The following is a 12,724-nucleotide window of genomic DNA, read 5'->3' as shown; positions in this document are numbered from 1 at the left end:
CGTAGCTCATGCCGCCGCCCGATTCCCGGCGAGCAGCCGTTTCAATTCCGGCACGCACGAGCCGCACTCGGTACCGCATTTCAGCGTGGCCTGCAGCGCGGCCAGGTCGGCGCCAGCCGTGATCGCGGCGACGATGTCAGGCTCGGCCACGTTCAGGCAGTTGCATACGATGCGGCCACGGCCGGCCCCGCCGGCCGGCGGCCGCGCCACCGGCGCCAGCATCCAGCTGCGCAGCGCGGCGGCGTCCACGCCTTCGACGATGACATCCCGCAGCCAGTCGAAGGCAGCCGTTTCACCGGTGAGACGCGCAGCGACGACCTTGCCCGACTCGACGCGCACACGTTTGGAAATGCCGCGCGGGCTGTCCTGGTAATGCATCACCGCGAGCGGATCGTCCAGCCCCAGCGCGGTATCGAGCGCCGCCAGCAGTCCATCCGGCAGCGGCTGCGTATGCGCCAGGCGCAAGGTCAGCACGTCGCGCTCGCGCCCCGCCAGCCCGGCGGCCGCGTAATCGCAGGCACGCAGCAGCGGCTGCACGGCATCGAGCAGCTTCGCGCCATCGCCCACCGCCAGCGCGGCCATGCGCCAGGGCAGCTTGGCCTTCGCCACCTGCACGGCGGCATGCTTGAGTTCGGGCTGCTTGGACATCGCATCGAAAGTCGGCAGGGTCAGCGCATTGATCCCCAGCCCGCCCATGAAGCGTGCGCCCCAATGCATCGGCAGGAAACATTGCCCGGGACGCAGGCTGTCGCTGGGCTCGACCGCCACCACCACGTCGCCGCGCCGGCTTTTTACGCGCACCAGGTCGCCTGGGTTCAAGCGGCGCAACTCCATGTCGCGCGGCGCCATCGACAACAGCGGCGTGTCGACGTGGGCGAACAGACGCGCGACGCGGCCGGTGCGGCTCATCGCGTGCCACTGGTCGCGCAGGCGCCCGGTATTGAGGTGCAAGGGATAGCGCGCGTCGATCGCCTCGGCCACCGGGCGATACGGCACGGCGTGGAAATGCGCGCGTCCGCTGGCGGTGGGATAGATGCCGTCGGCGTACAAACGCATCTGGCCGGCAGACGCGCCCTCGGGGAACGGCCATTGCTGCGGCGCCTGATCCAGCCGCGCATAGGACAGGCCCGTGATGTCGAGATCGCGCCCGCGCGTGGTCTCGCGATGCTCGTTGAATACGGCTTCGGCGCTGTCGTAGGAAACNAGCCGCGCGCCCTCGCCCGGTATCAGCCGGCGCGCGAACGCGGTCACGATGGCCCAGTCGGCATGCGCCTCGCCCGGCGGCGGCACCGCCGCATGCACGCGCGAAATGCAGCGCTCGGAATTGGTCATGGTCCCGTCCTGCTCGCCCCAACTGGCGGCCGGCAACAGCACGTCGGCGAACGCCACGGTCTCGGTATCGGCAAACGCCTCCTGCACCACTACGCATTCGGCCGTCTGCAGGGCGTCATGGACCAGACGCTGGTCAGGTAGCGATTGCGCGGGATTGGTACAGGCGATCCAGATCGCCTTGATCTCGCCGCGCCCGAGCGCATCGAACATTTCCACCGCGCTCTTGCCCGGCGTCGCCGGCACGCTGTCCACGCCCCACAACCGCGCGATCTCGGCGCGGTGTTCGGGGTCGGCCAGATCGCGATGCGCCGACAGCAGGGTCGCCATGCCGCCGACCTCGCGCCCGCCCATCGCGTTGGGCTGGCCGGTCAGCGACAGCGGCGCCGCGCCCGGCTTGCCGATCTGCCCGGCGGCCAGGTGCAGGTTGATCAGCGCGGCGTTCTTGTCTACGCCGCAGCTGGACTGGTTGAGGCCCTGGCAGTACAGCGACAGGGTCGGCCCGGCGGCGAACCAGCGCGCCGCCTGCACGATGTCGGCCGCCGCCACGCCGCAGATCGACGCGGCCTTTTCCGGCGTGTAGTCGCGCACCACGTCGCGCAACGCCTCCCAGCCTTCGGTATGCGCGGCGATGGCCTCGCGGTCGATCAGTTCCTCCCACAGCATCACGTTGAGCATGGCGTGATACAGCGCGACGTCGGTGCCGGGTAGGATCGCGAGATGCAGATCGGCCTCGGCCGCGGTGTCGGTGCGGCGCGGATCGACCACGACCAGCTTCAGCTCAGGGTTGGCCTTGCGCGCCGCCTCGATGCGGCGGAACAGGATCGGGTGCGCATAGGCCGTGTTCGATCCGGCGATGAAAATCGTGCCGGCGTGATCGATGTCGTCGTAGCAGCCTGGGGGCGAATCGGCGCCCAGTGTGGTCTTGTAGCCCGCCACCGCGGACGACATGCACAGACGCGAATTGGTGTCGACGTTGTTGGTGCCGATCAGCCCCTTGGCAAGCTTGTTGAAGACGTAGTACGCCTCGGTGGTGAGCTGGCCGGAAATATAGAACGCCACCGCGTCGGAGCCGTGATCGCGGATGACCGAGCGGAATTTGTCGGCGACATGATCGAGCGCGACGCTCCAGTTCACGCGCTGGCGCGGCGCGCCTTTCTCGGTACGCAGTGCGGGATACAGGACGCGCCCGCTCGCCACCGCCGACAGGGCAAGCGTCGCGCCCTTGGTGCAGAGTTTGCCCCGGTTCGCCGGGTGCGCGGGATCACCGCGTACACCTACGATCTTCCCGGCGTCGGTCTCGATCAGCACCCCGCAGCCGGTTCCGCAATAACAGCAGACAGATGAAACGACAGACATGATGACTCCTCGCCCTGTCTGTCAGCAGGGTCTGTGCCAGGAGGCCTCAGTGCAATGAATTCAATGGCTTGAATGGATTAGGCCAAGTGCGGCCAACACGCCTCGCTCAACGGCAGTGCACAGGAAAGATGCTGTGCCGCAATTTGGTGCGGGCGTGAACTGTTGGCAAGCAGGCCCGCGGAGATGGCCGATTGTCGGCCCCAGGCGCCGCCGGCCTCTTAACCGACTGCGTCCGCAGTATCCGCAAAACCGGCCGTTGATGCGCCTCGCGTTCCTGAACGACTGCTTTACCCGGTTCAGACGTCAGAGCCCGACCCGAAGCAGCCACACGATGTGTCGAGTGATGCCCCCACAAGGCGGCCATTCAGGGCCAGAACTTTGCCATGGAGCCTGCCTTGGCCCCCCGAGGCGACGGATACTGACGGCGAACCTTCGCGAGGCCCGGAGGCGGTTCAGCATTGCCCTGAATCGCGCTGGCATGCTTTAGCTTTGGTGTTTCGAGGATACTTATTCAGAGAAGCCCCCAACGCCTCCCGGCACTGTGGAGGCACCGAACCGCCCCAGCCCCATTTCCACCAGCCCTTCGGGACGGCGCAGCAGAAACAGGGCTTCCAGCCCCATGCGCTGTGCCAGGCCCAGGCCTTCTCCAGGGCCGGCCACCAGCAGTGCGGTGGCCCAGGCGTCCGCGTGCATGCAGGTGCGCGCCAGCACGGTGACCGATGCGACGGCGTTGTTCACCGGCGCTGCGCGGCGCGCGTCCATGTGTGTGCGAGGCGCGCATCGCCCACCTGTAGATAGCGCCGGTAGTCGCCTGATGTGGCCACGGCCAGGTCCTGCAGTTCGATGACTCCGTGCACCGCGCGATGCCCAGTCTCGGGCTGCTCCAGCGCCACGGCCCAGGGCGCACCGCTGGCCTGGCCGCCCACTGCGCGCAGTTCACCATCAAGCGCCACCAGTGCATGCTGCACCCCATGCTGCTGCAGCATGGCGACCATGCGGTCTACCGCGTAGCCCTTGGCAATGCCGCACAGGTCGAGCTGCATGGGGGCGCGCTTGCAGGCGCGGCCTGCGGGCCGGTCGAGCTCCAGGCACGCGTGCGTCGGGCGCGGCGCGAGCTGGCGTGCGGTGCGGATCGCCTCAGCGTCGGGCGCATCGCGCACCGCGCCAAAGCCCCAGGCATCGACCAGCGCGCCGACGCCCGGATCAAACGCGCCGTCACTGAGGCGGTGGATATCGAGCGCGCAGGCCAGCACCTCCAGCATCTCGGCGGGCAGTTCGACCCAGGCGTCCACGGGCGCATGGTTCAGGCGCAGGAGGTCGCTATCAGGCTTCCAGGGAGACATCTGCTCGTCCACCTGCTGCACTGCGGCGGCGAGGTCCCGGTGCAGGGCCGCCAAGTCCAGGCTGGCGTCGGCGTCCACACTGGCGGACCAGCGCGTGCCCATGGTCGGGCCGTGCAGGGTGGTCCGCTTGCAGAGCACAGCAGGTTCAGAAGACATCTTCGGCATAGCGTTCCTTCGCTTTGAGCTGCGATATGCTCAACTGCAGCGGCGCCAGCACGGCGTCCAACGTCTCGGCCACGTCGCGCGCCATGGCTCGGCTGCCGCAGACACGCACGATGGCGCCCTGGGCCACCAGGTCGCGCAGGCGCTCGGCGTCGCGGCGCAGGGCGTCCTGCACATAGCCGCCACCCTCCGGTATGCGGGAGAACACCGTCTCCACACTGGCCAGGCGTCCTTCGCCGAGCCAGTGCCGGATCTCGGGGCCGAAGTAAAAATCCCGCTCAGGATCGCGCCCGCCAAAGTACAGGTGCATGGGNGTGTGCCGGTCGTTGCGGCGGATGAAGCCTGCCAAGGGCGCCACCCCNGTGCCCGCCCCGATCAGCAGCACGGGTCGCCGCGTACGCGGCAGCGCAAAGCCGGGGTTGGATCGGATGAACGCGGCGATGTGGTCGCCCGGCTGCAGGCCCAGCAGGTGCGTAGAGCACAGGCCGCCGGGCATCTGGCGCACGCAGATTTCCAGAAACCCGTCCTCCCAGCCCGACGCCAGCGAGTAGTAGCGGGGCACAGCCGAGCCCGGCGGCACGATGCCCACGAGGTCGCCTGCTGCAAAGTGCGCCAGACCGTGCCCGTGCAGGCGCTCCCCACCGCTCTGCGCGGGCCACGCAAAGCGCAGGATCGCCGTGGGCTGGTCGACGAGCCCCGGGTAGTCCTGGCGCGTCACGAGCGTGAGCGCCGTGGTGGGCGGCATGCGCGGCACATGCTCCAGCATCAGGGGTTCGCCGAGCGCCTGCGCCAGAGCCTGGCCCCAGCGCGCGAACTGCTGGCTCGATTGCTGGTGGATGCACTCCAGCGGCAGCAGCGCGGGCCAGCCCTGTGCACGCAGCGTTTTCTCCAGCGCCTCGGCAAAGGCGCAGAAGGCCGGGTATTGCCGGTCGCCAAAGCCCAACACCGTCACCGGCACGGCGCTGGCGCTGAGCTTNCCTATGCGCTCCAGGGCATGGCTGGCGTGGGCCGGAGCTTGGCCCTCGCCATAGGTTGCGGCGAGCACAAACACCTGCCGCGTGGCGGCCGTGGTCTGGAAAAGCTCCAGTGCGCCGGTGTACACGCGGTGACCGTTGTGGCTCAGCGCATCGTGCAACGTCTGGGCAAAGCCCCACGTGCTACCGCCTTCGCTGGCAACGAAGATGAGCACGTCGGCCTGTGCCAGAGGGCTGTTGCCCGTGATGTGCGGCGCCTGGCGGCGTGCCTGCCACCAGATGAAGACGCCCGACAGCCAGAACAACAGCACGCTGGCGCCCACGAGCGCGAGCACCACCGCCCAGGGCCAAGCCCCTTCACCCGTGTGCAGCACCAGCGCCCAGTCGTAGATGCGCTGCGCCAGGGTGACGTCCTGCCAGGCCAGCGTCTTCCCTGAGTAGCGGTCGATCCAGCCTTCGCCTTGGCCGGTGGCCACCTTCCAGGTGTCTTCAGGATCGGCAGCGTCGGGAAANTTCAGCTTGCGCAAATCCCGCACGGAGAGGTTTTGCAGCGCGGCAAGCTGCCCCACGGGCAGGGCCGTCTGGCCAGTGGCCACGGAGATCACGTCGGGCTCGGCCCCGGCGTCCAGCGCCACCAGTCCCAGGGTCGAGGCGCTCATGCTCAGCGCCGTGAGCGACGTCAGGCACAGCACCGCCAGCACCACCCGGCCCGTGACCACGTGGATGCGCTGCGCCAGCGAGCCACGCACCCGTGCTGCCAGCCGCCGCCAGCCGCCCATGCGGCGCAGCAGCAGTACGAGGGCCGAGACGCACAGCCCCCCNATCGCCAGCGCAATGCCCGCTGCACCCCAACGCCCGGCGTCGCCCAGGAGCAGCGAGCGGTGCAGGTTCTTCACCCAGCGCGGCAGCGCCGAAGGCTGCCAGGCGCCCAGCACCCGACCATCGGTCGGGTCCACGTAGTGCGCCTGCGCCTGGTCGCCGACAAAGCCGAACACCACGATGGCGCCCGAGGGCAGGTGTCGAATTTCCTCCGCACCCGGGACGTTACGTGTCACGCGCTCCACCAGCGTGGCCACGGACAGGTCGTCCCGCGCGGCGGGCGCCTGCCAGGCCTGCTGCACCGGATCGTACGCCAGGATGGCGCCGGTGATGCCCAGCACCACGGCCAGGGTGCCTATCGTCAGACCCAGCCAACGGTGGATTGACTTCCAGTCCATGCGCGCGCCCTTTACCGCAGTTGGAAAGTCAGCGTCTGGATGTACTGTTTGCCGGCCTGCGGCTTGCCGGCGTTGCCGGTGGACAGCGGCACGCGAACCTCCGACGGGCTGTCGCGCATGTCTTCCACGGCCGCGTCGAGGCGGATTTCGTAGCCTGCGTCAATCAGTGCATCGGCCAGGTCGGCCGTGACCTTGAGCGTGCGCCCCGCGCCCACACTGGCGCCGGTCACGCCATTCAAACGCTTGGCGTCACCGGCGGACAGCCGATTCCAATTCGACAGGTGTTTGTAGTACTTGGCCTTGCCGCCGGCCACCCACAGCGTGCGCACATAGGCGCCCTTGACGTCGGTCAGGTACGCGGCCAGGTAGGCGCCGTCGCCGCCGTAGTTCTTGAGCTGGGCGGTCAGCGTGAGCTGGCGGCTGTGCGCCAGGGCGGGAATGGCCAGCGCGCAGGCGGCGGCCAACGTGGTCAAGAGAGGTTTGGACATGAGGATTCTCCAATTGTGGGGTTACTCGGTCTGGCCGCGCGGTACGGTGCCAGGGGTGAATGGGGGCGATGGCGCGGCGGCGGCGTCTGGTTGCGACGCGGCGTGCTCACGTTCGCGCTCCCGGGAACGCTGGCGGTTCCCTTGCTTCATCGTCAATACCTTCAGGGTTTCCGGATCGATTTTGGCCTTGAAGATGCGGCCCTGGGCGTCCGTGCCGCGAATTTCGTAACAGCCGTCGTCGATCTTCATCCGCTGGATCTGCCAGCCCTGCCGGGCTGCCATCTGCCGCACGGCCTCGCGCGATTGCCAGCGATCCACCGGCGCATCGCAATCGTCATCGGCCAATGCGGGCAGGACGGCCAGGCCAAGTGACAGCGCCAGCAAGCCACGGCGCAGGGAGGATTGCATGACAAACGAGTTGCGGTGCGGGTGTTTCATGGAAAACTCCTTTTCACTACGTCAGCGTTTATGTCGGCTTACGGCATCACGTCGGAACTCACACAATCGGCCAGGAGCGGCCGGTCGGATCCGCCCTGCGTCCCTTGGCGGTCAACGTTTGACATGGGAGGGTCAGGCGACGTCGGTTGCCTTGAATACTAGCGTGAGGCCTTTCCCGTGACTGTAGAAATAGTCTCCTTTAGGGCTGATCACGACTGCTGTGCCTTTGCGTGCATCGACAAAGTATCGCCAGCCATAGCCTGGCTGCCCGATCGTTGCGTCAGTGGAGACGGCTTGCATGTCTGAGTCGATCCGATGACTGTCTCCTGCTTCCTCGCGAGGATTGTCTGCATATGAAGGCATGCTCATCATGGTTGCTACGACGCTCAACACCCCGGCAATATTGCATGGCTTCATGATTCTTCCCTTCGATCGAGTCCAGTCGACGCTGACTGTCCATGCACTCTGAACTTCAAAACTTAAGACAGCCTGAACGCACGTCTGTGGCCCAATGGGGCGATGTCGTTCTTCCAGAAGCCGTAGGTCAAGCGGTAATCCCCATTTTTAGCAGTTGCCAGAAGTGGGGTTAAGTGGCACTGATTCTCAGATGGCCGGTTATTACATCAACGGAGGGTCGATGGGCACGCCATGACCCCGCTTCGGGTCGAAAGTTCGCGTTCGCTGCATTGGAAATGCTGCCGTTAAGTGTGTGCTCTGACCTGTGACTGCCCAAGGCCTGCGGATGAAGGTTGATCAGAACCGGCTACCCGAAATGGCCGATTACTTCTGACTACTGGGCAGGGTTGATACCTGGACGCGGTTGCCGCCATTCCGCTTGGCTTCATACATCGCCTCGTCGGCATGGCGGATCAGTTGCGTGTAATCGTTGGAGTGTTCGGGATACAGCGCGATGCCGATGCTCGGCGGGGCGTGTACCATATGCCCGGCCAAGTCGAAAGGCCGGTCGAGGGCCGCCCGGATTTTCTCGGCAACCACTTCGGCGCACTCCGGAGGNGAAACGCCATTGAGCAGCACCAGGAATTCGTCGCCACCGACGCGGCCGATGGTGTCCGATTCGCGCACGCACTGTCGGAGGCGATGGGCGACTTCCTGCAGGAGGAGGTCGCCGACCTGATGTCCAAATACGTCGTTCACCTGCTTGAATTTGTCGAGGTCGAGATAGAGCAGGGCGAGCGGGGTCCGGAGCCGCTCTGCACAGCGCAGCGCGGTCTGCAGGCGATCGTGGAACAGTTCGCGGTTGGGTAGGCCGGTCAGCGGGTCGTGGCGTGCGATGTGCTGCAGCCAGGCTTCCATCTGCTTGCGCTCGATCACGGGCGCAACCTGGTTGGCGACAAACTGCAGCAGTTCGACATCCTCCAAGGTATAGCGGGCCTCGGCGTGATAGTTCTTCACCACGAGGGCCCCGATGACGCCCTTTTTCGCATTGAGCGGAACGCCCAGCCAGTTCAATGAATTTCCTTTAGCATCGGGCGTCAGCAGCAGGATTTGGCCGCCCCGGATGATCTCTTCGATCAAGGCGGTTGTAGCCGGTTCCATGTGCGACGAGTCGTGCTCATCGACCAGATACGGAAAGCTCAACGCAGCCTTGTCTTCATCGTAAAGCGACACGAAGAAATTGGCGGCGGGCAGCAAGCCACCGATGATCTGGTGGATTTGCTGAAACAGGGTGACGAGATCCTCAGCCCAGTGCGCAGCCTCGGAAATGTCATACAGGGCCGCCTGCATGGAGTCGGCGCGCTTGCGTTGAGTCACGTCGCGCGCCACGGCGACCCGCACCTGATCCGTCTCGGACCATCGGGCCGACCACATGACATGGACGATCTGGCCGTCCTTGCGCACATAGCGGTTCTCGAAATGGGGCTGGGGATGACCGGCGACGATCTCGGCGGCGGCCTGCAGCGTCCGCGGCCGGTCTTCATGAAACACGAAATCGATCATCGGCTTGCCGATCATCTCTTCAGGGGTGTAGCCGAAAATACGCTCGCACGCGGCGCTGACAAACACAAAGTGTCCCTGCATATCCACGACGCAGATGGCGTCGAGCAGCAGGTCCATGACGTTGTTGAGGGAAACGGGGCTATTCGGCTTCATGCAATCGCATCATGGGATGGGCAGCCGATCCGGATCGGTCATAAGGGCTTCATTGTTGCTGCATAGGATTTCTCGCTGCATATCCTGTCGAGTCACGGATCGCTCCCTGGAGCAGCCTTCAGGCTGCCCCTATTCTAGCCTGTGTGGCCGCGAACGCAGACACGCTGCCAGCGGCCGGGTAACGCGAATGACAAAAGTCATTCCACAATGGAAGATAGCCGTATTCGTATTGTCCCCGACTATTCGTTTCAACCCATTCATTTAGTCCGGAATAACCATGCCTTGTTCACACGATACGGTCGCCCAGGCCCGCGCCATTCTGGCCGGGGCACAGGAANAAATCGACAGGCTCCGCAGCATGCAGCCGTATCTGATCGACCTGTCCCTGCGGGAGAACCCCGTTGGCGCACGCATAGGCCAGACGCTCGCAGACAAGCTGGCCATTCTCCCCAGGCTGCGCGAGTTCGGCTTCCGCAACATCCTGCTGGGTACGCTGGATTACGCCATGCCGGATGAATTGGAGGTCGACGACGATTTCATGATGTATCTGCGCGACCACCAGGCCGACATGAACGGCTGCTTCGCGTTCACCGACATCGGCATTGCGGCGGCCGACGGCACGTTCACGCCCTCGCCTTCGCAGCGCAAGCTGCAGGCCTATGGCGTACCCAACACCCTGCATGAAATCTACCTGAGCAAGGCGGGCATGGCCGGGCAATATGACCTGGAGACACTGCGCCGCAGCCTGCCGGCCAGCATCGCGTGGCTCAACGCCAACATCCGCGGCGACGACGGCGGCCGGCCGCGCATCCTGATCAATATCGTGGACGGCTGCGATGCCTTCGCGGAAGACCCCGATACGGCCTGTTCGATCCTGAGCCTGCTGGCCGAGCAGGCCATCGAAGGCATCAGCATCGAAGATAACCGCGGCACCTACCTGCCCTTCCAGGTGGGCGCGTTCGTCGCGGTGGCCCGCAGTTTCCTGCCGCCGCCGCTGAAAATACTGGTCCACATGCATGCCGGCGGCGGCTTCGAGAATGCGTCCGTGATCGAGGCGCTGCTCAACGGTGCGGATGGCGCCTGGGGCGGGCTGCCCAAGCGGGCGGCGATCATTGGCCATGCCTCGCTGGGCGAATTGATCGCCAATCTGGTACGCGTGGGCAATCCCCACATGCAAGCCAGCTACCGCCTGGACCAGCTGCTGCAGCTGGCCACGCGGCTTCAGGTGCTGGACGAGGAGGAGCCGGTCCCCGACGACCTTCCGATACTGGGCAACAACGCCTACCGCCTGCCGTTGAGCTTCTTCCGCCAGCAGGCGGGGCGCTTCATGGATTTGCCGCCGGAAGCCATCGGCGGCGCCTACCGGTATCGCATCTGCCCGGTCGTCAGCGATGCAGCCGTGATCGCCGGGCGGCTGGCGGAGGTCACGGGCCAGGCAGCAGAAAGCTTCCCGGAAGACGTGCTGAACCGCATGATCCGCCTGATGCGCCGCGACCTGCGCGCCGGGAAACGGATCGCCTACGACGAGCCGGTGCAGTTGTTGCAGCTTTTTGCTCGCGCTTCGCGACTCTGAGGTGTATGGTCGCCTCCCGGGCGCGCAGAATCCCTCGCCTCGATGCGTCGTAGTATGCTGAACGGCGCGAACATATTCCCCTGCAGATCGGGTACCTCCACAATGACTGACAGTTCACAAGACACGGAAATCGACAGCGCGGTCTACAAGACCCTGCTGGAATCGACCAAGGCCATCCCCTGGAAAATCGACTGGCAAACCATGCGTTTCGCCTACATCGGGCCGCAGATCGAAAGCCTGCTCGGCTGGTCGCCGGCAAGCTGGGTGACCGTGGAAGACTGGGCGACCCGGATCCATCCCGATGACCGGGAGCGGGTGGTGAATTTCTGCGTCGCGCAGTCCAAGGCAGGAACCGACCACGAAGCCGACTACCGCGCCCTGACGCAGGACGGCGATCACGTCTGGATCCGCGACGTGGTGCACGTGGTCCGCAACGATGCCGGCGAGGTCGATGCCCTGGTCGGATTCATGTTCGACATCAGCGAGCGGAAAAGACCGAGGAACAACTGGTCATCTTGCAGAAGGAACTGGAAGCGCTGTCCTTCAAGGACGGCCTGACCGGCGTCGCCAACCGGCGCATGTTCGACTCCATCCTGGAAGTGGAATGGGCCCATGCACGGCGCAACAACCAGCCGCTGTCGGTCATCATGCTCGATATCGACTACTTCAAGCAGTACAACGACTGCTATGGCCACATCGAAGGGGATGCCTGCCTGAGGCGGGTCGCCCAGACCCTGAGTTCGGCCGCGACCCGCGCGCGCGACCTCTTTGCCCGCTTCGGCGGGGAGGAATTCGTGCTGGTGCTGCCCGGAACCGACGAAGGGTCGGCGGCAAAGATCGCCGAGCGCTGCCGCAGCCTGATCTTCAAGGAACAGATCCCGCACGCGCAATCCCCGGTCAGCCAGATCCTCACCGTCAGCCTCGGGGTCGGCACGATCATCCCCTCGCACCAGGACGACCCGCTGGCGTTCGTCGAAACGGTGGACAAGCGCCTTTACCAGGCGAAGCAACACGGCCGGAACTGCATCGTCAGGGGCAGTTGATCGCGCTTTTTCAGTGCGCATCGAGGCTTGAGTGCCCGCCGACAGCCCGTCCCCTCTCTTCACAAGCCTGGACGCAATAAGGAGATGCATGGGTCTTGATTTGGCGAAATATGGATCTAGATTGGAAATGTAGCCGCAGTTGCGGCCGAGTTCGTTATCAGACAATCCGTTTGAAAGGAGACCATCATGGCCAATCTCTCACGTTACGATCCGTTGAATCTCGCCCGCATCGATCCCTTTGGCGACATCGACGACCTGCTCAAGGGCTTTTTCGTGCGTCCTGCGCTCTTCGAAGGCCAGCAGCCGATGCAGATCAAGATGGATGTGAAGGAAAACGACAATGCCTATACCGTGCATGCCGACATTCCGGGCGTGAAGAAGGACGACATCCATGTCAGCATCGAAGGCAACCAGGTTTCGATCAGCGCCGAAACCAAGATGGAGAAAGAAGAAAAAGAGGGCGAGAAAGTGCTGCGTTCGGAACGTTACAGCGGCAAGGTGTCGCGTAGCTTCACCCTTGCCCATGACGTCGACGAAGCCAAGGCCCAGGCCAAATACAACGATGGCGTACTGGAACTGACCCTGCCGAAGAAGGCCGTCAGTTCGGCCAGGAAGCTGGCAGTCCAGTAAGCTCCGCCACGGAAGCCCAGCGCGGCGCCCTTCTTGAGGCGCCGCTTTTTTGCCTC

The 12,724-nt window shown here is 65.0% G+C and carries 8 protein-coding genes and 2 pseudogenes; 3 read left to right on the top strand and 7 right to left on the bottom strand.

Annotation, left to right across the window (positions count from 1 at the left end):
* Positions 1-6 precede the first annotated feature (6 nt).
* The 7 genes and pseudogenes from HZY77_RS14815 to HZY77_RS14785 form a co-directional block, all read right to left on the bottom strand.
* On the bottom strand, positions 7-2,688 hold the full coding sequence (locus HZY77_RS14815; protein ID WP_296816382.1) for a nitrate reductase: 2,682 nt from the start codon (positions 2,686-2,688) through the stop codon (positions 7-9).
* A 507-nt stretch (positions 2,689-3,195) separates the two neighbouring features.
* A pseudogene (locus HZY77_RS14810) lies at positions 3,196-4,133 on the bottom strand (FAD:protein FMN transferase).
* Between the two features lie 43 nt (positions 4,134-4,176).
* A complete protein-coding gene (locus HZY77_RS14805; RefSeq protein ID WP_296816379.1) occupies positions 4,177-6,384 on the bottom strand; it encodes a PepSY domain-containing protein in 2,208 nt (735 codons plus the stop codon).
* An 11-nt stretch (positions 6,385-6,395) separates the two neighbouring features.
* On the bottom strand, positions 6,396-6,872 hold the full coding sequence (locus HZY77_RS14800) for a DUF2271 domain-containing protein (protein WP_296816376.1): 477 nt from the start codon (positions 6,870-6,872) through the stop codon (positions 6,396-6,398).
* A gap of 21 nt (positions 6,873-6,893) precedes the next feature.
* A complete protein-coding gene (locus tag HZY77_RS14795) occupies positions 6,894-7,310 on the bottom strand; it encodes a PepSY domain-containing protein (protein ID WP_296816374.1) in 417 nt (138 codons plus the stop codon).
* Positions 7,311-7,442: 132 nt separating this feature from the next.
* Positions 7,443-7,727, bottom strand: a complete 285-nt coding sequence (locus HZY77_RS14790) for a hypothetical protein (protein ID WP_296816372.1) — start codon at positions 7,725-7,727, stop codon at positions 7,443-7,445.
* A gap of 363 nt (positions 7,728-8,090) precedes the next feature.
* Entirely contained in the window at positions 8,091-9,422 is a 1,332-nt protein-coding gene (locus HZY77_RS14785) for a diguanylate cyclase (protein WP_296816369.1), read from the bottom strand.
* 277 nt (positions 9,423-9,699) lie between these two features.
* On the opposite strand from HZY77_RS14785, the gene HZY77_RS14780 reads away from it, so the two are divergent.
* From HZY77_RS14780 to HZY77_RS14770, 3 genes and pseudogenes are all read left to right on the top strand, one after another.
* The gene (locus HZY77_RS14780; protein ID WP_296816366.1) at positions 9,700-10,995 is read left to right on the top strand and encodes a homocitrate synthase; all 1,296 of its coding nucleotides are present in this window, start codon (positions 9,700-9,702) and stop codon (positions 10,993-10,995) included.
* A gap of 102 nt (positions 10,996-11,097) precedes the next feature.
* Positions 11,098-12,038, top strand: a pseudogene (locus HZY77_RS14775) (diguanylate cyclase).
* 186 nt (positions 12,039-12,224) lie between these two features.
* Positions 12,225-12,668 carry an Hsp20/alpha crystallin family protein gene (locus HZY77_RS14770; RefSeq protein ID WP_296816363.1) on the top strand — a complete coding sequence of 148 codons (444 nt, stop codon included), beginning with the start codon at positions 12,225-12,227 and terminating at the stop codon, positions 12,666-12,668.
* Positions 12,669-12,724: the final 56 nt, after the last annotated feature.

The sequence above is a fragment of the Thiobacillus sp. genome, from assembly GCF_013693775.1.
Lineage (GTDB): Bacteria > Pseudomonadota > Gammaproteobacteria > Burkholderiales > Thiobacillaceae > Thiobacillus.
The sequence above is the reverse complement of the archived record's forward strand: the minus strand, read 5'-3'. Positions and strand labels throughout refer to the sequence as shown.